Source organism: Agrobacterium rosae (assembly GCF_002915175.1).
GTDB lineage: Bacteria > Pseudomonadota > Alphaproteobacteria > Rhizobiales > Rhizobiaceae > Agrobacterium > Agrobacterium rosae.
The window spans coordinates 1-19,581 of sequence record NZ_NXEJ01000009.1 but is presented as its reverse complement, the minus strand read 5'-3'; the positions used below and the strand labels follow the sequence as shown (position 1 = coordinate 19,581).

The 19,581-nt window shown below is 56.9% G+C and carries 19 protein-coding genes; 7 read left to right on the top strand and 12 right to left on the bottom strand.

Features of this window, described 5'->3' with window-relative positions:
• Positions 1-94 precede the first annotated feature (94 nt).
• Complete coding sequence (locus tag CPJ18_RS19915; protein ID WP_103659743.1) at positions 95-1,705, top strand: phosphoenolpyruvate carboxykinase; 1,611 nt, start codon at positions 95-97, stop codon at positions 1,703-1,705.
• Between the two features lie 108 nt (positions 1,706-1,813).
• Entirely contained in the window at positions 1,814-2,248 is a 435-nt protein-coding gene (gene arfB / locus CPJ18_RS19910) for an alternative ribosome rescue aminoacyl-tRNA hydrolase ArfB (RefSeq protein ID WP_103659742.1), read from the top strand.
• A gap of 3 nt (positions 2,249-2,251) precedes the next feature.
• On the opposite strand, the gene coaA is transcribed toward arfB, so the two are convergent.
• From coaA to hisB, 7 genes are all read right to left on the bottom strand, one after another.
• Positions 2,252-3,235 carry a type I pantothenate kinase gene (coaA, locus tag CPJ18_RS19905; protein WP_188348534.1) on the bottom strand — a complete coding sequence of 328 codons (984 nt, stop codon included), beginning with the start codon at positions 3,233-3,235 and terminating at the stop codon, positions 2,252-2,254.
• Between the two features lie 14 nt (positions 3,236-3,249).
• The gene (locus tag CPJ18_RS19900) at positions 3,250-3,573 is read right to left on the bottom strand and encodes a phosphoribosyl-ATP diphosphatase (RefSeq protein ID WP_103659741.1); all 324 of its coding nucleotides are present in this window, start codon (positions 3,571-3,573) and stop codon (positions 3,250-3,252) included.
• Between the two features lie 21 nt (positions 3,574-3,594).
• A complete protein-coding gene (gene hisF / locus CPJ18_RS19895; RefSeq protein WP_103659740.1) occupies positions 3,595-4,371 on the bottom strand; it encodes an imidazole glycerol phosphate synthase subunit HisF in 777 nt (258 codons plus the stop codon).
• Positions 4,368-5,102 (bottom strand): 1-(5-phosphoribosyl)-5-[(5-phosphoribosylamino)methylideneamino]imidazole-4-carboxamide isomerase, encoded by a 735-nt coding sequence (hisA, locus tag CPJ18_RS19890; RefSeq protein ID WP_077122997.1) that lies wholly within the window; start codon positions 5,100-5,102, stop codon positions 4,368-4,370. Before hisA ends, hisF begins: the two co-directional genes overlap by 4 nt.
• 1 nt (position 5,103) lies before the next feature.
• Complete coding sequence (gene hisH, locus CPJ18_RS19885; RefSeq protein ID WP_103659930.1) at positions 5,104-5,754, bottom strand: imidazole glycerol phosphate synthase subunit HisH; 651 nt, start codon at positions 5,752-5,754, stop codon at positions 5,104-5,106.
• A 1-nt stretch (position 5,755) separates the two neighbouring features.
• A complete protein-coding gene (locus tag CPJ18_RS19880) occupies positions 5,756-6,250 on the bottom strand; it encodes a DUF2628 domain-containing protein (RefSeq protein ID WP_103659739.1) in 495 nt (164 codons plus the stop codon).
• 64 nt (positions 6,251-6,314) lie between these two features.
• Positions 6,315-6,911, bottom strand: a complete 597-nt coding sequence (hisB, locus tag CPJ18_RS19875; RefSeq protein WP_103659738.1) for an imidazoleglycerol-phosphate dehydratase HisB — start codon at positions 6,909-6,911, stop codon at positions 6,315-6,317.
• Between the two features lie 200 nt (positions 6,912-7,111).
• Here hisB and hslV point away from each other — a divergent pair, with 200 nt between their 5' ends.
• The 4 genes from hslV to CPJ18_RS19855 all read left to right on the top strand — a co-directional run bounded on the left by hslV (position 7,112) and on the right by CPJ18_RS19855 (position 12,429).
• Positions 7,112-7,639, top strand: a complete 528-nt coding sequence (hslV, locus tag CPJ18_RS19870) for an ATP-dependent protease subunit HslV (RefSeq protein WP_045231076.1) — start codon at positions 7,112-7,114, stop codon at positions 7,637-7,639.
• A 78-nt stretch (positions 7,640-7,717) separates the two neighbouring features.
• The gene (hslU, locus tag CPJ18_RS19865) at positions 7,718-9,028 is read left to right on the top strand and encodes an ATP-dependent protease ATPase subunit HslU (RefSeq protein WP_103659929.1); all 1,311 of its coding nucleotides are present in this window, start codon (positions 7,718-7,720) and stop codon (positions 9,026-9,028) included.
• Positions 9,029-9,175: 147 nt separating this feature from the next.
• Complete coding sequence (locus tag CPJ18_RS19860) at positions 9,176-10,138, top strand: DUF1402 family protein (RefSeq protein ID WP_103659737.1); 963 nt, start codon at positions 9,176-9,178, stop codon at positions 10,136-10,138.
• Positions 10,139-10,257: 119 nt separating this feature from the next.
• Entirely contained in the window at positions 10,258-12,429 is a 2,172-nt protein-coding gene (locus CPJ18_RS19855) for a malate synthase G (protein WP_153366906.1), read from the top strand.
• Positions 12,430-12,550: 121 nt separating this feature from the next.
• Here CPJ18_RS19855 and CPJ18_RS19850 read toward each other — a convergent pair whose 3' ends face one another.
• Entirely contained in the window at positions 12,551-13,237 is a 687-nt protein-coding gene (locus CPJ18_RS19850; RefSeq protein WP_077104993.1) for a L,D-transpeptidase, read from the bottom strand.
• A 185-nt stretch (positions 13,238-13,422) separates the two neighbouring features.
• On the opposite strand from CPJ18_RS19850, the gene CPJ18_RS19845 reads away from it, so the two are divergent.
• Complete coding sequence (locus CPJ18_RS19845; RefSeq protein ID WP_103659736.1) at positions 13,423-13,908, top strand: MmcB family DNA repair protein; 486 nt, start codon at positions 13,423-13,425, stop codon at positions 13,906-13,908.
• Positions 13,909-13,911: 3 nt separating this feature from the next.
• On the opposite strand, the gene CPJ18_RS19840 is transcribed toward CPJ18_RS19845, so the two are convergent.
• From CPJ18_RS19840 to lhpI, 4 genes are all read right to left on the bottom strand, one after another.
• On the bottom strand, positions 13,912-14,502 hold the full coding sequence (locus CPJ18_RS19840; RefSeq protein WP_103659735.1) for an ActR/PrrA/RegA family redox response regulator transcription factor: 591 nt from the start codon (positions 14,500-14,502) through the stop codon (positions 13,912-13,914).
• A 68-nt stretch (positions 14,503-14,570) separates the two neighbouring features.
• A complete protein-coding gene (locus CPJ18_RS19835) occupies positions 14,571-15,878 on the bottom strand; it encodes an ActS/PrrB/RegB family redox-sensitive histidine kinase (RefSeq protein ID WP_077104996.1) in 1,308 nt (435 codons plus the stop codon).
• 16 nt (positions 15,879-15,894) lie between these two features.
• Positions 15,895-18,366, bottom strand: a complete 2,472-nt coding sequence (gene hrpB, locus CPJ18_RS19830) for an ATP-dependent helicase HrpB (protein WP_103659734.1) — start codon at positions 18,364-18,366, stop codon at positions 15,895-15,897.
• Between the two features lie 17 nt (positions 18,367-18,383).
• Positions 18,384-19,328: a bifunctional Delta(1)-pyrroline-2-carboxylate/Delta(1)-piperideine-2-carboxylate reductase gene (gene lhpI, locus CPJ18_RS19825; protein WP_103659733.1), complete on the bottom strand. Its 945-nt coding sequence runs from the start codon at positions 19,326-19,328 to the stop codon at positions 18,384-18,386.
• Positions 19,329-19,581 lie beyond the last annotated feature (253 nt).

The following is a 19,581-nucleotide window of genomic DNA, read 5'->3' as shown; positions in this document are numbered from 1 at the left end:
GATTATTTTTAAAGTCGGGCTTGTCTTTTGTTTTAACCGGGATTAATTTCCGTGAAAATTTCAACGGCTTTGTTTAACGAAAAGGAACGCGCCCGTGGAGGAACTTGGAGTACATAATCCTGAAAATGGACTGTCGGCACTCGGTCTGACTGGCGTTTCTGCGGTTCACTACAATCTCATAGAGAGCGAATTGTACGAACACGCGATCCGCAACGGTGAGGCAGACGTGACTGCTGACGGCGCATTGCGTGCGGTCACCGGCCAGCACACGGGTCGTTCTCCAAAGGACAAGTTCGTGGTGCGCGACGCTTCCACAGAAGATAAAGTCTGGTGGGATAACAACAAGCCGCTTTCGCCTGAGCACTTCGACCTTCTCCACAAGGATATGCTTGCGCACGCTGCGGGCAAGACGCTGTATGTGCAGGACCTGATCGGTGGTGCGGATGAGGACAATGCGCTTCCAACCCGCGTCGTGACTGAACTTGCCTGGCACGGCCTGTTCATTCGCAACCTGTTGATTCGTCCAGCCCGCGAAGAGCTCGGCACCTTCAAGCAGAAGCTGACGATCATCAACCTGCCGAGCTTCAAGGCCGATCCTGCTCGTCACGGCGTTCGCACCGAAACCGTGATTGCCTGCGATCTGACCAAGGGCCTCGTTCTGATCGGCGGCACGTCCTATGCCGGTGAAAACAAGAAGTCTGTCTTCACCGTTCTCAACTACTTGCTGCCTGCCAAGGGTGTCATGCCCATGCACTGCTCCGCCAATGTTGGCCCGGATGGAGACGCTGCCGTTTTCTTCGGCCTATCCGGCACCGGCAAGACCACGCTGTCTGCCGATCCATCGCGCACGTTGATCGGCGATGACGAGCATGGCTGGGGCGAAGACGGCATCTTCAACTTCGAAGGTGGCTGCTATGCCAAGGCCATTAAGCTTTCGGCAGAAGCCGAGCCTGAAATCTATGCCGCGACCCGCCGCTTCGGCACGGTATTGGAAAACGTCGTTCTCGATGAAAATCGCGTTCCGGATTTCAATGATACGTCGCTGACGGAAAATACGCGCAGCGCCTATCCGCTGCACTTCATTCCGAATGCATCGGACACTGGCCTTGCCGGTCACCCCAAGACCATCATCATGCTGACGGCAGATGCCTTCGGCGTTTTGCCGCCGATTGCCCGGTTGACGCCGGAACAAGCCATGTACCACTTCCTGTCCGGTTACACCGCCAAGGTGGCAGGCACGGAAAAGGGCGTGACGGAACCAGAAGCGACATTCTCGACCTGCTTCGGCGCACCCTTCATGCCGCGCCACCCGGCCGAGTACGGCAACCTGCTGCGGGATCTCATCGGCAAGCACGGCGTCGATTGCTGGCTGGTCAACACCGGCTGGACCGGTGGTGCCTATGGCATCGGCAAGCGCATGCCCATCAAGGCAACCCGCGCGCTTCTGAGTGCAGCACTGACTGGCGAGCTGAAAAACGCTCAGTTCCGCACGGATGTGAACTTCGGTTTTGCGGTTCCGACAGCGCTTGAGGGTATCGATAGCGGTATTCTAGACCCGCGTTCGACCTGGGCCGATGGCGCGGCTTATGACGCGCAAGCCAAGAAGCTGGTCTCTATGTTCGTGACGAACTTCACCAAGTTCGAAGACCATGTCGACGGCAAGGTTCGCGATGCAGCACCCGGCTTGCTGGCCGCTGCCGAGTAAAACTGAAAATGGATCGACGTGAAACCCGGCCTTGTGCCGGGTTTTTCGTTTCTGTGTGTGGTTTTCATCCGCCCAGATCTGTGGCATCACCGCTGCCGGAGAACGAACATGGCCAGCGCCCCGCTATTTATCAGCAACCGAATCACGATCGCCGGATGGGAACTGACGGAGCAATTCGTGCTGGCAGGTGGTCCCGGCGGACAGAACGTCAACAAGGTGTCGACCGCCGTTCAACTGTTCTTCGATGTCGCCAACTCCCCGTCTCTGCCGGATCGCGTCAAGACGAACCTGCTCCAGCTTGGTGGCAGGCGGGTGTCGAAGGACGGCGTCTTGATGATCGAGGCCAATCGTTTTCGCACGCAAGAGCGGAACCGTGAAGATGCCCGCGAGCGATTGAAAGAACTCGTTCTCAAGGCAGCAAAACCGCCGCCACCGGTGCGCCGGGCAACGAAACCCACTAAGGGTTCGGTTGAAAGACGCCTGAAAGCCAAATCAGGCCGTTCCGATGTCAAAAAGATGCGCAGCAGACCCGATAAGGAATAGTGCTCAAAGCTTGCGCAGCGCCACCGTGTCGATCAGGTGGTTTTGTCCCTTGCGCAAGATCAGGTCGGCACGCGGGCGTGATGGCAAGATATTTTGCCGCAGATTCTTCAGATTGATGTTTTCCCACAGCCCCTCGGCAATCGCCCGGGCCGCTTCTTCCGATATCGAGGCGTAGCGATTGAAATAAGACGAGGGATCGCGGAACGCGGTCTGTCGTAGGTTCATGAAGCGGTTCACGTACCAGTTATGGATCAGCGGCTCGTCGGCGTCGATGTAAATGGAAAAGTCGAAGAAATCCGACACCATCGGCACGATCCGTCCACCGGCTGGCAAATCGCGCGATTGAAGAACATTGATTCCCTCGAAGATCAGAATATCGGGCCGGTCGATGGTGGTGAATTCGTTGGGAACCACGTCATAGGTCAGGTGCGAATAGCGGGGCGCCTTGACATCCGGTTGACCGGCCTTGATGGCCGACAGAAATCTCAAGAGAGAGCCGATATCGTAGCTTTCGGGAAAACCCTTGCGCTCCATCAGATTGTCGCGTCGCAAAATATCGTTCGGATAGAGAAAACCATCTGTGGTGATGAGATCGACTTTGGGGCTGGAGGGCCAGCGTGCCAGAAGCTCTTGAAGAATGCGGGCGGTGGTTGATTTACCCACGGCAACGGATCCGGCAATGCCGATCACGAAGGGCGTCTTGTTCACATCGGCCATGTTGAGGAACTGATTGCGCTGATCGAACAGCAGCTGCGACGCTTCGACATGGGTGGACAGCAGGCGCGACAGCGAAAGGTAGATGCGCCGCACCTCATCCATATCGATGGGGTCGTTCAGCGAGCGTAGTCGCTTGAGCTCATCTGACGACAACGTCAGGGGCGTATCGGCGCGGAATTTCGACCACTCTTCCGAGCTGAAGAAATAATAGGGCGAATATTCGTCGGGGCGGAAATGATCGAGCGTGTTTGGCATGCCTTGTCCTCCCATGCGTGCCACGGTCGTCATGTACTGGGCCTCGATTCTTTTTCCTGCAGGCCGGACTGGCCAGTGCGGCGTTGCAACTCGGCAAAGACATCCGCCAGCGGAATATCGGCGATCTTCAGCACCACCAGCAAGTGGTAGAGCAGATCGGCGGCCTCGTCCGTCAGGTTCTTGCGATCGTTGGAAATGGCGGCGATGACGGTTTCCACCGCCTCTTCGCCCAGCTTCTTGGCGGCACGGGTTTGGCCAGCGGCCACAAGCTTCGCCGTCCAGGATTGATCCGGCGAAGCGCTTGCGCGTTCCGCCACGATGCGCTCCAGATCGGAAAGGGAAAAATCACTCATCTCGCAATACCCTAGGTGAGATCAATCGAGGCGCATGGCAATGCCGTTATCGGCCATATAGGCCTTGGCTTCACCAATCGAATAGGTGCCAAAATGGAAGATGGAGGCGGCAAGTACGGCTGTCGCATGGCCATCCTTCACGCCCGCCACCAGATCATCCAGCGTGCCGACACCGCCTGAGGCTACGACAGGAACGCGAACCTGATCGGCAATCGTGCGGGTCAGCGCGATGTCATAACCACTTTTGGTGCCATCGCGGTCCATAGAGGTGATGAGCAATTCACCCGCACCACGCTCCACCATCTTGATGGCGAATTCCACGGCATCGATGCCAGTCGGCTGGCGACCGCCATGGGTGAAAATCTCCCAGCGATCCGTTTCACCTGCGCCGGACACTTTTTTCGCATCGATGGAAACAACGATGCACTGGTTGCCAAACTTATCCGCAGCTCGTGCCACGAAATCCGGGTCTTTGACGGCAGCGGAGTTGATCGAAACCTTGTCGGCACCGCATAAAAGCAGCTTGCGAATATCACCGACAGCGCGAACACCGCCGCCCACCGTGACAGGCATGAAGCAATGGTCAGCGGTGCGAGACACGACATCGAAGAGCGTATCGCGATTGTCGGATGAGGCGGTGATATCGAGGAAGCACAGCTCGTCGGCACCGGCGGCGTCATAAGCCTTGGCAGCTTCGACCGGGTCTCCAGCGTCAATGAGATCGACGAAATTAACGCCCTTGACGACGCGACCGTCTTTGACGTCGAGACAGGGAATAATACGGGCTTTCAGCGTCATGCGCGCGCCTCCTTGATGAGCGCCAGCGCGTTTGCTGGGTCGATACGGCCATCATAGAGCGCACGACCGGAGATCGCGCCTTCTAGCTTTGCCGCATCGGGCTCCAGCATGCGCTTGATGTCTTCGATTGAAGCAAGGCCGCCTGAGGCGATGACGGGGATGGAGACGGCGTCGGCCAGTTCCAGCGTGGAATCCCAGTTGATGCCAGCCAAAATGCCGTCGCGGTCGATATCGGTGTAGATGATGGCGGCAACGCCTGCACCCTCGAAACGCTTGGCCAGTTCGATCACGCCAAGCTCCGAGGCTTCCGCCCAGCCTTCCACCGCTACCTTGCCGCCCTTGGCATCGATGCCGACGGCGACCTGACCGGGGAAACGCTTGCAGGCTTCGATTACCAGAACCGGATCGCGCACGGCAACGGTGCCGAGAATGACGCGGGCAAGGCCACGAGACAGCCATGCCTCGATGTGATCAAGTGTCCTGATACCGCCACCCAGCTGAACCGGGTTTTTCGTGGATTTCAAAATAGCATCGACCGCATCACCATTCACGGTCTGGCCAGCAAAGGCACCGTTCAGGTCCACCACATGCAGCCATTCAAAGCCCTGATCTTCAAAGGCTTTGGCCTGAGCGCCGGGGTCTTCATTATAGACGGTGGCCTGCTCCATATCGCCAAGCTTGAGGCGAACGCACTGGCCGTCTTTGAGGTCGATTGCGGGAAATAAGATCATGTCAGGGCTTCCAGCGCAGGAAATTCGAGATGAGGGCGAGGCCAAGCGTCTGGCTTTTTTCCGGATGGAACTGCGCGCCGACTTTGTTGTCACGACCGACGAAAGCCGTCATCGCGCCACCGTAATTGGTTGTGGCGATGACATCGTCAGCATGGTTGGCGGCAAGGTGATAGGAGTGCACGAAATAGGCGTGCAGGCCATCCGCGCCCGTCTTGATGCCGTCGAACAACGGGTGAGGACGGTGCAGATCCAGCGTGTTCCAGCCGATCTGCGGAATCTTCAAGGTCGGATCGGACGGCGTCATTTCCACGACATCGCCCTCAATCCAGCCAAGGCCTTCGCTGGTCGTCTTTTCCAGGCCGCGTGACGACATGAGCTGCATGCCGACACAAATGCCGATGAAGGGACGGGCCTTGTTTTCGACGGCTTCGATCAGCGCCTCGTGCATCCCGGTCACGGCGTCGAGTCCAGCACGGCAGTCTGCATAAGCACCGACGCCGGGCAGGACGATCCGGTCTGCGGATGCGACGCTTTCCGGCTTGTCGGTCAGATCGATGGTCGCGTCGATACCGGCTTCGCGGGCAGCGCGCTCAAACGCTTTCGTCGCGGAGCGAAGATTGCCGGAGCCATAATCTATAATTGCCACACGCATATCAGCGCCTTCCATTCAGATCGAACTGAAACGACCCAGCCAGATCGTTCCTTATGAACCCGTTGCCGTTTTTACTATCCTGTTTCCAGTCCGGCTGCGGGATCGTGCTTGCCTGCGACGTTTCATTGTCAGGCAGGTTAGAGAAGTAGATGTCTTCCGCTGTCGCAAGATCGGATGCCGTGACGACGTCCTTCAGTGCCCATCCCTTGGAGATGAGATGTCGAACCACGATATTGCGACCTTCGAATCCGGCTATCAATCCGACAGCCAGCGCGAACAATCCTCCGGTGACGGCGTATCCGTCCAATCCCGAAACTTGGCCTGCCGCAACTTGCAAGATGACGATCCCGATTGCCAGCCACCATAAGCGCTGGACCGCAAACCATACCCAGGGAAACAACAGTGCAAGCCAGGAAAAACGATCAGCGATAAACCGTGTAGAACGGTGATCTCTGTCCGGTCCGCCGGGTGCTTCCAGAACCAGATACGATGTCATTGACGTTCCTGACGGCTTCGCTTTGGATTGGCGTATCGGGTCGTTTACCCCGATGTCGGATGGGTCAGGCCAGCATGCCCTTTGTCGAGGGAACGCGGTCTGCCTGACGTGGATCGATCTCGGTGGCTGCACGCAGCACGCGGGCAACCGCCTTGAAGCACGTTTCGGCGATATGGTGATTGTTGGCACCGTAATGGTTCAGAATATGCAGGGTGATGCCAGCATTCTGAGACAGGGCCTGGAAGAATTCGCGCACGAGCTCCGTGTCAAAGGTGCCGATTTTCGGGGCAGAGAATGCGACATTCCAGACCAGAAACGGACGGCCGGAAATATCCACGGCAGCCTTGGTCATGGTCTCGTCCATGGCAAGATCGAGCGACGCATAACGGGTGATGCCGCGACGGTCTCCCAGCGCTTTGGAGATGGCTTGGCCGATGGCGATGCCGGTGTCTTCGACAGTGTGATGATCGTCGATATGCAGGTCGCCCTTAACAGTGATCTCCATGTCGATCAGCGAATGGCGGCTGAGCTGGTCGAGCATATGATCGAAGAAGCCCACACCGGTGGAAATCTTCGACTTGCCTGTCCCGTCGATGTCAACGCGTACGGAAACATCCGTTTCGTTGGTCTTGCGGGAAATCTCGGCTCTACGCTCTGCCATGGGGCTGCTCCGTATCAATATCGGCGTTCCTTAGCAGCAAGGCTGGCAAATATCCAGCCATTCCATCGTCTTGCGCAGATGCATCGGATCTTGCCGTACCGGCTCGATTTGCAATCGCAAAAACGGGACTTACATAGATTGCGAAGCGGATCGAAGACGTATCCCGTTACAGCGCCCTCTGAGGGGCAAACAGGTGTTTGATGACAACGATTATTACTGTGAGAAAGGCCGGCAAGGTTGTGATGGCCGGTGACGGTCAGGTCAGTCTTGGCCAGACGGTGATGAAGGGCAACGCCCGTAAAGTGCGCCGCATTGGCAAGGGCGGCGACGTGATTGCCGGATTTGCAGGTGCCACGGCAGACGCGTTCACACTGCTCGACCGTCTTGAAAAGAAGCTGGAGCAATATCCCGGACAATTGATGCGCGCAGCCGTCGAGCTGGCCAAGGACTGGCGCACGGACAAGTATCTGCGCAATCTGGAAGCCATGATGCTGGTGGCCGATAAATCGATTACGTTGGCAATTACCGGAAATGGCGATGTTCTGGAGCCCGAACATGGTGCCATCGCCATCGGCTCGGGCGGCAACTACGCCTTTGCGGCGGCGCGTGCGCTGATGGACTCGGAGAAATCTGCGGAAGAGGTTGCGCGCCAGTCGCTCGATATCGCTGCGGATATCTGCGTCTACACCAACCATAATCTCGTGATTGAAACGCTCGACGCAGAGTAAGCTGCGCCTTCCAAAACCCATGGGTTCTGTGGGCCGGGCCTTGATGGCTGGCCGCAACAGGACGCCGAAAGGAATATGATGACGAACTTTTCTCCTCGCGAGATTGTCTCTGAACTCGACCGCCACATCATTGGCCAGCATGACGCCAAGCGCGCCGTTGCCATTGCCCTTCGCAATCGTTGGCGCCGCCAGCAGCTCGATGAGAGCCTGCGCGACGAAGTCATGCCGAAAAACATTCTGATGATCGGGCCGACCGGCGTCGGCAAGACGGAAATTTCCCGCCGTCTGGCGAAACTCGCTGGCGCACCTTTCATCAAGGTCGAAGCCACGAAGTTTACCGAAGTCGGCTATGTCGGTCGTGATGTCGAACAGATCATCCGTGATCTGGTGGAAATCGGTATCGGTCTCGTCCGCGAAAAGAAACGCGCCGAAGTCCAGGCGAAAGCCCATGCCAGTGCTGAAGAACGAGTGCTCGATGCGCTGGTCGGGTCAACAGCCTCGCCGGCGACACGTGAGAGCTTCCGCAAGAAGCTGCGCGACGGCGAAATGGACAATAAGGAAATCGATATCGAGGTTGCCGATACGAGCTCAGGCATGCCTGGCTTCGATATTCCCGGCATGCCGCCGGGTGCCAATATCGGTGTTCTCAATCTTTCCGATATGTTCGGCAAAGCCATGGGTGGCCGGACCAAGAAAGTGCGCACGACAGTCGAAAAATCCTACGCGGATTTGATTCGCGATGAATCCGACAAGATGCTGGACAATGAGTTGATCCAGCGCGAAGCGGTGAAGTCCACGGAAAACGACGGCATCGTCTTTCTGGATGAGATCGACAAGATTGCAGCGCGTGATGGCGGCATGGGTGCCGGTGTGTCCCGTGAAGGCGTGCAGCGCGATCTGCTGCCGCTGGTGGAAGGCACGACTGTGTCGACCAAATACGGACCGGTGAAAACCGACCATATCCTCTTCATCGCTTCCGGCGCGTTTCATGTCTCCAAGCCATCCGATCTTTTGCCGGAACTTCAGGGTCGCCTGCCGATCCGCGTCGAGCTGAAGCCTCTGACCAAGGAAGACTTCCGCCGTATTCTGACGGAAACCGAAGCAAGCCTCATCCGCCAATATATCGCGCTGATGGCGACGGAAGAGCTGAACCTCGAATTCACCGATGATGCCATCGACGCTTTGGCTGATGTCGCGGTCCATCTGAATTCGTCCGTTGAAAATATCGGCGCACGCCGTCTGCAGACGGTAATGGAGCGAGTGCTAGACGAGATTTCCTTCAACGCGCCGGATCGTGGTGGTTCGGCGGTCAAGATCGATCAGGCCTATGTGAAAGAGCATGTCGGCGATATCGCTGCCGATACAGATCTATCCCGCTACATTCTTTAAAAAGCGTCAGAGTGCGGCCCAGTTGGCCGCACTCTTATTTTACTTGCCTTCTCTCGACATTTGGCCACGCTTTTCGCTAATGAAAGCGTTAATAGCTTTTGAAGGAATGGTCCGGTCTTAAACCCGGTCGAAGAAAAGGCATTTCCCGTGCGTAAAACTCTTCTGGCATTGGCCGCGATTTTCGTCTTCGGCGTGGTTTCTCCCTCGTTCGCGCAGGCGGCGACGGTGCCGCCTGGTAACCGCAATGCGGAGCAACCAGGCGTTCCCGGTTCATCGACGCGCCGAACGAAAGGCTCGAATTCCACATTCGATCGCAAATATCAGAAGGTCATCGACCTGCTTTCAAGCGATCAGCAACTGATTTCCAAGATCAAATCGACCGCAAGCCGCTACGGCATCGACCCGATCCATATGGTCGGCGCTATCGTGGGTGAGCACACCTACAATGTCGACGCCTATGATCGGCTGCAATCCTATTACGTCAAGGCTGCGTCCTATGCCGGAAACAGTTTCCGCTTCGGCTACAAAGACGAAAGCATCGGACAGTTTATGACGCATTCACAGTTTTCCAAATGCGAGGCAAAGCGCGATTCGGCCAGTCTTTGGACTTGTCGGGAAGACGTCTGGGACGATAGCTTTCGGGGCAAAAAGGTTGATGGCGTCAGCTATCCGGACAATCGCTTCAGCTCGGTTTTCTTCCAACCCTTCTATGCGGGCCAGACCTTTGGCCTTGGCCAGATCAATCCTTTGACGGCACTGATGTTATCGGACAGGGTCGCGCGCGTTTCCGGCTTCGAAAAGCTGGACGAGAATGATGCCGCCGCCGTCTATACCTCGATCATGGACCCGGACCGTTCGCTGGCTTACATGGCAGCCGCCATCCGCAAATCCATTGACGATTACAAGTCGATTGCGGACATGGATATTTCCAAAAACCCGGGCCTGACATCCACGCTCTATAATCTGGGTGGATCGCAGCAGCGCGCTGCGGTGCTTGCCCAGAAAAACCGTCAAAGGGCGGCAAGCGGCGAAGCGCCGCTATGGCCCGAGGAAAATTATTATGGCTGGCTGGTCAACGACAAGCTGCCGGAGCTCCAGAAGCTTTTGTAATTCTCAAGCAAGGTCGGACGGAATATTTCTGAAGAACAAAACCGTTTGACGCTGGCTTGTGATTGACGAGGCAGCCTCTCAGCGTCCACTCTCTGACCCAATAATGACAAGGGAGATATATGGTGAGCCGCATTGAACAGCACGGTCTTTCGTTTGACGAAACGCTCTATCGCTTTTTGAAAGACGATGTCCTGCCGGAAACGGGTCTGGACGCAGATTCATTTTTCGCGGGCTTTTCCGAGATTGTGCACGAATTGTCGCCGAAAAATCGCGACCTGCTGGCAAAGCGAGACGCTTTTCAAGAAAAGCTCGACGCCTGGTACCGGGAAAACGGCGCGCCGGTGGATTTGGGTCAGTACGAAACTTTCCTCAGAGAGATCGGCTATCTCCTGCCGGAAGGCGACGCCTTCAAGGTCGATACGCAAAATGTCGATCCAGAAATTGCCCTGCTTGCGGGTCCGCAGCTTGTCGTGCCGGTGATGAATGCGCGCTATGCGTTGAACGCTGCCAATGCCCGCTGGGGTTCGCTATACGATGCGCTTTACGGCACGGATGCGATTTCCGATGATGATGGAGCGGAGAAGGGCAAAGGCTACAACCCAAAGCGCGGGGCAAAGGTAATTGCCTGGGCTCGGGATTTTCTGGATCGCTCCGCACCTCTGGCGAACGGCAACTGGTCGAGCGCCTCAAGCATCAAAATCGTCGATGGTACAGTGCAGATTGAGCTTGATGGTAACTGGACCCCTCTGGCCGAACCTGCCCAATTCGCGGGTTTTGGCGGCGAAGCATCCGCGCCATCGACGCTATTGCTTGAAAAGAATGGCTTGCACGTCGAGATCGTAATCGATCCATCGACGGATATCGGCAAGAGCGATGCGGCTGGTATTTCCGACGTCATCCTCGAATCAGCGCTGACGACGATCATGGACTGCGAGGATTCCGTCGCTGCGGTCGACGCCGACGATAAGGTCGTGGCCTACAGCAATTGGCTCGGCCTGATGCGCGGTGATCTGACCGAAGACGTGACCAAGGGTGGCTCAACCTTCACTCGCCGTCTCAATGTTGACCGCAATTATACCGCCCCGGATGGTTCTGCCCTGACGGTTCCCGGTCGCTCGTTGATGCTGGTACGCAATGTCGGTCACCTGATGACCAACCCTGCGGTGCTGGATCGGGATGGCAAGGAAATCCCTGAAGGAATCATGGATGCCGTCGTGACGGGTCTGATCGCCCTTTACGACGTCGGCCCCAACGGCCGTCGCCAGAATTCGCGTGCTGGTTCCATGTATGTCGTCAAGCCGAAGATGCACGGTCCGGAAGAGGTGGCATTCGCATCCGAAATTTTCGGGCGCGTCGAAAAGCTGATCGGCATGCAGCCCAACACCATCAAAATGGGCATCATGGATGAGGAGCGCCGCACGACCATCAATCTGAAAGAGTGCATTCGCGCCGCCAGGGATCGTGTCGTCTTCATCAATACCGGCTTCCTGGATCGCACCGGTGATGAAATCCACACCTCGATGGAAGCGGGCCCCATGATTCGCAAGGGCGATATGAAGCAGGCTTCGTGGATCGCAGCTTATGAGAACTGGAATGTCGATATCGGTTTGGAATGCGGTCTTTCCGGCCATGCCCAGATCGGCAAGGGCATGTGGGCCATGCCCGACCTGATGGCGGCAATGCTGGAGCAGAAGATTGCGCATCCAAAAGCCGGTGCGAACACCGCCTGGGTGCCGTCACCCACGGCTGCGACCCTTCACGCAACGCATTATCACAGTGTCGATGTTGCTGATGTCCAGAACGGACTGAAAAGCCGTGATCGCGCCAAGCTATCCGACATTCTTTCGGTGCCGGTCGCTGTTCGCCCCAATTGGAGCGCCGAAGACATCCAGCGTGAACTGGATAACAACGCGCAGGGAATATTGGGTTATGTCGTTCGCTGGGTCGATCAGGGTGTCGGTTGCTCGAAAGTCCCTGACATCAACAATGTCGGCCTGATGGAAGACCGCGCGACGCTGCGTATTTCCGCGCAGCACATGGCCAACTGGTTGCGCCATGGGGTGGTATCGGAAGAACAGATCACCGAAACCATGAAGCGCATGGCAGCTGTCGTCGATGGTCAGAACGCCGGTGATTCGGCCTACTTGCCAATGGCCGGAAACTTCGAAAACTCCATCGCTTTCCAGGCTGCTTTGGAACTGGTGCTGAAGGGCAGGGAGCAGCCCAACGGCTATACGGAGCCAGTTTTGCATCGCCGCCGTCTGGAGCTGAAGGCGAAGCAGGCTTTGTGACGAACAACCCTCACCCGTCATCTCACCTCAAGTGCGGGATGACGGGTGAGGGAGACATCTGAAAACAAAAAAGCCGCCGGGAAAATCCTCGGCGGCTTTTTCGTATTGATCCTGAGTGATCTTACTGGATCACGATGACCTTGGATGTGCGGCCTGGACGGACGCGGCTGTAGAGGTCGATGACGTCCTGATTGATCATGCGGATGCAGCCCGACGAAGCGGCGGTACCGATGGATGCCCATTCAGGCGAACCATGGATACGGAACAGCGTGTCCTGGCCCTTTTCGTTGAAGAGATACATGGCGCGTGCACCCAGTGGGTTCGTCAGGCCTGGGCCCATGCCGCCTTCGACGTAGCGGGCAACTTCAGGCTTGCGATCTGCCATTTCCTTTGGCGGATGCCACATTGGCCATTCCTGCTTCCAAGCAACGTAAGCTTCACCAGCCCATGCGAAACCCTGCTTGCCAACGCCAATGCCGTAACGCACAGCCTTACCGCCTGGCAGGATGTAATAAAGGAAGCGTTCACGGGTGTTGACGATGACTGTGCCTGCCTTTTCCGGCGTCTCGAAATTCACGATCTGGCGGTGGAAACGCTTGTCCACGCGGTTGATCGGAATGGCCGGCAGGGCGTAGCCAGCGTCGGTCGTTGCGCCGTATACTTCGTCACCGAAAATCTGAGTCGTTTCGACATAGGCTGGTGCCGAAGCAGGGCTGGCAGGGGAGGTCTGGCTCGTCGTAGAGGCGCAGCCGCCCAAAGCAAGTACGGACGACAGGCCGAGGGCAGTCAAGGAAGTGCGAATGCGCATGATGTTCTCGCGGGAAATATCGCCTATATGAGGCAATGTAGGAAGCTCTATTGGATATATCGGTTATTTTCGATTAATCTTGAGTTGGCAAGCCGTTGCATCGCAGCAAAAGAATATGGCGCGCGAAATCACGGCCTCATGGCCTTTTTGCAACATGAAGAAGGGCGTTTCAGCGGATTTTATCCATGACTATTCTTTCCATCATCAACAATAATCCGTTAATCGACGGTCGGCAGTCAGAGAACGCGATGCTCGTACGCCGCGGCGTTCAGATATTGCTGAATGAGATGCGTCATTCGGTGTTGCCGGAACTGGCGCTTTCCAGCGGCCGCCGGGCTGATCTAATCAGTGTTTCTGCAAAGGGTGAAATCTGGATCATCGAGATCAAATCCTCCATCGAGGATTTCCGGGTCGATCGTAAGTGGCCGGATTATCGACGCCATTGCGACCGGCTATTTTTCGCAACCCATGGCGGGGTGCCGCTCGATATCTTTCCCGAAGACTGCGGACTGTTCGTATCGGACGGCTACGGCGCTCATATGTTGCGCGAAGCACCGGAGCATAAATTGCCATCAGCGACGCGCAAATCGCTGATGCTGGATTTTTCCCGAACCGCCGCCCGCCGCCTGATGATGGCCGAGTGGTCTACCGGCAAGAGCTATTCGGATTGACGGTTACTTCGGTGCCCGCTTGGCTAATATGCGCTGCAAGGTGCGCCGGTGCATGTTGAGGCGACGCGCCGTTTCCGAGACGTTTCGTTCGCACATTTCATAGACTCGTTGAATGTGTTCCCAGCGAACCCGGTCTGCCGACATCGGGTTTTCCGGCAAGTCCATCTTGTCGCCTTCGCGCTGGGTCAGCGCATTGAACACATCATCCGCATCCGCCGGCTTGGCGAGATAATCAAGAGCACCCAGCTTTACCGCCGTCACGGCAGTGGCGATGTTGCCATAGCCCGTCAAAACCACGATTTGCGTATCGTCACGGTGCTGGCGAATAGCTTCGATCACCTCTAATCCATTACCGTCACCCAGCCGCAGATCGACCACGGCATATTTGGGCGGTGCCAGTTTGGACTTGGCAATGCCCTCGCTGACCGACTCGGCGGTTTCGACAGCAAAGCCTCGGGTTTCCATGGCACGGGCAAGACGGCGCAAAAACGGGCCATCGTCATCGACGATGAGAAGCGACTTGTCCGGGCCGATGGGATCAACGTCATCCGGGGCGGTTGTCCCTGCCTTGTCTTCTTGTCTGTCGTCACTCATCCCAGCAGCCTCCGGCGGTCTTCTTACACATGTCTATCGGACCCCATTGAGCCCGTAAGAAAATAAAGTCACTTGCTCTTCTTATCGTCCATAATGGCGCGTGGCCATATCACCGTTACACGCGCCCCTGCGGCATCTGGTCCACGGTTCTCGAAGCTGAGTGTGGCACCGGAACGCTCCAGCAGGGTTTTCGCAATGAACAACCCGAGCCCCAGCCCACCCGCCCGCGCCTCGTTCTGGCGCTTGGTCACATAGGGCTCACCGATCCGTGCCAGAATGTCCGGGGCGTAACCCTGGCCATCGTCTTCGATCATGACCTTAACCTGCTGTGCGTCATGTTCGGCGGTGACCGTTACCGATTCCTTGGCGTAATCGACAGCGTTTTCCAGCAAATTACCAAGACCATAGATAATTCCAGCATTGCGAGCACCGACGGGCTCTCCGCTTCGCCCGCTTTTTTCAACAAGGCGAAGCTTGATGCCGAATTCGCGGTGAGGAGCCATGACCTCCTCGATGAGAGACGACAAAGGCAACTTGCTCAGATGCTCCTCACCTTCGGCAGACAGGGAGGTCAGTCGGCGCAGAATATCGCGGCAACGTTCGCTCTGGCTGCGAAGCAGCGCCACGTCCTCTCGAAAACGATCATCCTTACCCAGTTCCCGTTCCATCTCTTTCGCCACGACGCTGATGGTCGCGAGAGGAGTGCCGAGTTCATGTGCCGCGGCGGCTGCCAGTCCGTCCAGTTGAGACAGGTGCTTTTCGCGTTCCAGAACCAACTCTGTGGCGGCCAGCGCATCCGCCAACTGATTAGCTTCATGCGATACGCGGTACGCATAGAAGGCGGCAAACAACATCATCGCGACGATGGAGCACCATATGCCGACGTGAATGATGAGCTGGATTGGCAATGCTTCGCCCGGATACCACGGAACCGGAAAGGGAGAGAAGGCTATTGCCGTGACGCAGACAAGCGCAAAGGCCAGCAGCATGAGCGAATGCTTCATCGGCTGTGACGCAAAGGCGATGATGACCTGTACGCAGATAAGCGGCGCAAAGGGGTTGGAAAGCCCACCGGTGATGTAGATCAAGGCCGTCAGTTGCAGCAGATCGAACGCCAGAAGCAAAGTCGCTTCCCAAGGGTCCAAACGATAGGTTGCAGGAAAGCGAGCCGATAAGAACAGATTTGCCACGGCAAGCGCACCAATCAGAACGGCACATGTCAGAAGAGGCAGCGGGAAGTTCAGCCCGAAAGCGACAATCAGGATCGTCGCACTCTGCCCAACCACCGCCAGCCAGCGCAGCCAGACGATCGTCTGCAAACGAATATGGCGACTGGCACGACCAAGTCGTGTGTTTTCTTCTGGCTGAACGGCCATCCGCCGATCTCCTGTCTTACGTTCCGCGCGGCTTTACGCGATTGGTCGGCTGTGCCGAGGCGGGATCCTCTGGCCATGGATGACGCGGGTAACGCCCACGCATGTCCGCACGCACGTCTTTCCACGAACCCGTCCAGAAACCGGGAAGATCCCTTGTGGTCTGTATCGGCCTGTGCGCTGGCGAGGTCAATTCCAACAACAGAGGCAATTTGCCACCCGCCACCGCCGGGTGTTGCTTCAGGCCAAACAGCTCCTGCACGCGAATGGTCAGCGTCGGCTCCTCGCCATCATAGCTGATCGGGTGCTTCTGGCCTGTCGGAGCTTCGAAATGGGACGGCAGGAGCCTAGGGAGTTCGCGGGCTGCGGAATGCGGTACCAAGGACAGCAACCCGTCCATAATGCCGCCTGCCCTGATGTCCTGAAGGCTCTTGGCATCATGCTGAAAGGGAATGAACCACTCGTCCAGCCGCGCAATCAACGCGTCATCGCTTGTGTCCGGCCACGGCTCGCCGATGGTTCGGTAAAGAAAGCCGAGACGCTGGCGCAGCTGCTGCGCATCCTTGGAGAGAGACAAAAGACCAAGGCCATGGTCGCGAAGCCCATTGGCAAGCGCAATCGCCGCTTTTTCTCCTGTCGGTTTTGCAAGCGGCGTTTCTTCCAGAACAATGGCACCGATGCGGGTGACACGCCGTGCGCGGACCTGCCCGCTTGCCTTGTCAAAAAACAGCTGGTCTTCTTGGGTGATTGCGTCTGGGAGATGGTCTTCAATATCCTCGCGCCGTATCGAAGCCGCTGCCAGGATACGCGGTTGCGCGGCTCGCCCTGTCACATCTGCAACAACCAGCATTTTCTCCGTGGCGAGACGCTCTGTCTCGGCCAACTCAGCGCCGCGCCCGTTTGCCATAACGTAACGACCACGCCCGCCGCGCTGGAAGGCAATGCGATCTGGATAAGCATGCAGCAACAGCTCGCCAACGCTGACGGCCCCGTCTCCGCCCCGGTTGCCGAAAGGGCCCGCAATCCGTTTGGCGAGGCTTCTGGCTGCATTCGCGCGTTCGCCTTTTTCATTTTTGAAGCGCCGCAACCTTTCTTCAAGATCGATATCGTTGCCGCCAAGCCCCTGTTCGGTCAACAGCACCGCCAGCATTCCCGCCTCGTTGCCGTGGCCCGCGTCTTGGGCCGCAATCACCATGGCAGACAGGCGAGGGGGCATTGCGAACTCACGCATCTTCTTTCCGCGTGGAGTAATCGCACCTGCTGCATCCAGCGCGCCGAGCTTGCTCAACAATACCCTCGCTTCATTCAGAGCGGTTTCTGGTGGGTGATCCAGAAATGAAAGTGAGCCAGGATCGCTAACACCCCAGTGGGCGAGATCGAGCACAAGACCGGAAAGATCGCTGGCTAATATCTGTGGCGGAGTGAAAGCGGGCAGGGCCGCAGTCTGGCCCGCATGCCACAATCGGATCGCAATGCCGGGCTCCGTTCGACCTGCACGCCCGGCCCGCTGATCCGCCGAGGCACGCGACACCTTCACCGTTTCAAGCCTCGTCATACCGGTTGAAGGTTCGAAAACAGGCAGACGCTGCAAGCCACTGTCAATCACGACCCGAACACCATCGATCGTAATCGACGTCTCAGCAATCGATGTCGCCAGCACGATCTTGCGTTTGCCGGGTTCCGTCGGCTTGATCGCCGCGTCCTGTTCCTTCTGGGACAGGTTACCATAGAGCGGAATGACGCTCGTATCCGGCCCGAAGCGACCTTCCAGTCGCTCCACTGTTCTTATGATCTCACCCTGACCGGGCAGGAAAGCGAGGATCGATCCTTCTTCCGCTCCATGAGCGTCGATGATGGCCCGGGCGATGCTGTCCTCTATCCGCTCACGATTGGGCCTGTCATCATACCTGATGTCGATGGGAAAACTACGCCCAAGGCTTTTGATGACCGGTGCACCCTGCAGCAAGGCACTGATTCGCTCCACATCCAGCGTGGCTGACATAACGACGATTCGAATATCATCACGAAGCCCCGCCCGAACATCCAGCGCCAGTGCCAAGCCGAAATCGCCATCAAGTGAGCGCTCGTGAAATTCATCGAAAATGACAGCGGAGACATTGCTCAACTCCGGGTCATCCAGAACCATGCGCGCAAAGACGCCTTCGGTCACCACCTCGATTCGGGTTTTGGTGGAAATGCGGTTGTCCAGCCGCATGCGATAGCCCACGGTTTCACCCACCGTTTCCCTCAAGAGCGTCGCCATCCGGCTGGCCGCAGCACGTGCTGCTAGCCTTCGCGGCTCAAGCAGAATGATCTTGCCATCTCCGCGCCATGGCTGATCGAGCAGGTAAAGCGGTACCAGCGTCGTCTTGCCTGCCCCCGGCGGCGCGGAAAGCACTGCCTGTCCATGGGTCGCAAGCGCTTCGCCGATCTCGGCCAGTACATCCGTGACCGGCAGTTTCGGCAGGCTTCGCTCTATGGTCTGTGTCATGCTACTCACGAACTTAGTTACACTGCCTTGATGCTTTCATAGGCGAGGATTGCGCCGGCCAAATCTTCCAGCGCAGCCCCGACAGATTTGAACAGTGTTATCTCATCACCACTGCTGCGTCCCGCGTGGCGACCTGAAACAAGGTCAGAAAGCTCGGCATAAATATCGTCGCGTCGTATAATGCCTGCCTCAAGAGGCTGAACAATATCGCCACCCTCTTTTAGCGCACCATCAAACGTATCGACAAAGAGACTGGCACGTTTAACCGCCATATCATCGCTTTCACGCATACTGGGCTTGAACGCGCCGACGAGATCGAGATGCGCACCAGGCTTCAACCATTCGCCCTTGATCAAGGGCTCGTTAGACAATGTCGCGCAGGAAATGATGTCGGAGGAGCGTGCGGCCTCTTCCAGATCGCTGCAGACATTTGCATTAAATCCCAACTGACGCGCATCTTCGACCGTCTTCTGTGCAGCATCTGCATTACGTCCCCATATAGAGAAGGATGTCAGCGGACGCATAGTGGCATGGGCCGCAATCAAGTTCAGCGACAATCGACCGGTTCCAATCATCAACATGGACGACGCATCCTGACGCGCGAGATATTTTGCAGCCAGAGCCGATGTCGCCGCCGTACGCCGCGCTGTCAGTTCACCACCCTCTATGGCAGCCAGCATTTCGCCAGTTTTACCAGACGAAAGGAGATAGGTGCCAAAAATGGCAGGCAGGGAACGCCGACTGTTGTCCGGGAAGACGGATAGTATCTTGACGCCCATATAGGAGCCGGGCACCCAGGCGGGCATCATCAACAGTGTTGCGTCACTCTCGCCGGGCACTTCTACTTCATGATGGTGCCGCACTGGCATCACACAGCCACCGCGAAACATGTTTTCTATTGCTTCGATAAGATGAGGCCATTCGAGCGCGCGGCGCGTTTCTTCTTCATTGAGAACAAGCATTACATACTCCCGGTCTGATGATCGGGAATGACCTTAGCAAGGTCGTATTGTCTGGTGAAGGTCAGGCAGCGGGATGGCTGGGAAAACGGCAGCTCTATAAGGCGCAAAAACAAGATTTTGATAAAGAAACCAAAATACCCTTTTGAAATCAGACGCTTACAATTTTTCTGATTTTTCTTCTTTTGGTGCTGTTGACTATGTCAGAGGTGTTCCTCTATAAGTCCGCTCACTGACGAGGGCGGCGGCGCTGCTA

Excerpts from the sequence above, each read along its gene's own strand:
- arfB (WP_103659742.1), top strand. The coding sequence starts at position 1,814 with ATGGCCAGCGCCCCGCTATTTATCAGCAACCGAATCACGATCGCCGGA.
- coaA (WP_188348534.1), bottom strand. The coding sequence starts at position 3,235 with ATGGGAGGACAAGGCATGCCAAACACGCTCGATCATTTCCGCCCCGAC.
- CPJ18_RS19900 (WP_103659741.1), bottom strand. The coding sequence starts at position 3,573 with ATGAGTGATTTTTCCCTTTCCGATCTGGAGCGCATCGTGGCGGAACGC.
- hisF (WP_103659740.1), bottom strand. The coding sequence starts at position 4,371 with ATGACGCTGAAAGCCCGTATTATTCCCTGTCTCGACGTCAAAGACGGT.
- hisA (WP_077122997.1), bottom strand. The coding sequence starts at position 5,102 with ATGATCTTATTTCCCGCAATCGACCTCAAAGACGGCCAGTGCGTTCGC.
- hisH (WP_103659930.1), bottom strand. The coding sequence starts at position 5,754 with ATGCGTGTGGCAATTATAGATTATGGCTCCGGCAATCTTCGCTCCGCG.
- CPJ18_RS19880 (WP_103659739.1), bottom strand. The coding sequence starts at position 6,250 with ATGACATCGTATCTGGTTCTGGAAGCACCCGGCGGACCGGACAGAGAT.
- hisB (WP_103659738.1), bottom strand. The coding sequence starts at position 6,911 with ATGGCAGAGCGTAGAGCCGAGATTTCCCGCAAGACCAACGAAACGGAT.
- hslV (WP_045231076.1), top strand. The coding sequence starts at position 7,112 with ATGACAACGATTATTACTGTGAGAAAGGCCGGCAAGGTTGTGATGGCC.
- hslU (WP_103659929.1), top strand. The coding sequence starts at position 7,718 with ATGACGAACTTTTCTCCTCGCGAGATTGTCTCTGAACTCGACCGCCAC.
- CPJ18_RS19855 (WP_153366906.1), top strand. The coding sequence starts at position 10,258 with ATGGTGAGCCGCATTGAACAGCACGGTCTTTCGTTTGACGAAACGCTC.
- CPJ18_RS19850 (WP_077104993.1), bottom strand. The coding sequence starts at position 13,237 with ATGCGCATTCGCACTTCCTTGACTGCCCTCGGCCTGTCGTCCGTACTT.
- CPJ18_RS19845 (WP_103659736.1), top strand. The coding sequence starts at position 13,423 with ATGACTATTCTTTCCATCATCAACAATAATCCGTTAATCGACGGTCGG.
- CPJ18_RS19840 (WP_103659735.1), bottom strand. The coding sequence starts at position 14,502 with ATGAGTGACGACAGACAAGAAGACAAGGCAGGGACAACCGCCCCGGAT.
- CPJ18_RS19835 (WP_077104996.1), bottom strand. The coding sequence starts at position 15,878 with ATGGCCGTTCAGCCAGAAGAAAACACACGACTTGGTCGTGCCAGTCGC.
- hrpB (WP_103659734.1), bottom strand. The coding sequence starts at position 18,366 with ATGACACAGACCATAGAGCGAAGCCTGCCGAAACTGCCGGTCACGGAT.
- lhpI (WP_103659733.1), bottom strand. The coding sequence starts at position 19,328 with ATGCTTGTTCTCAATGAAGAAGAAACGCGCCGCGCGCTCGAATGGCCT.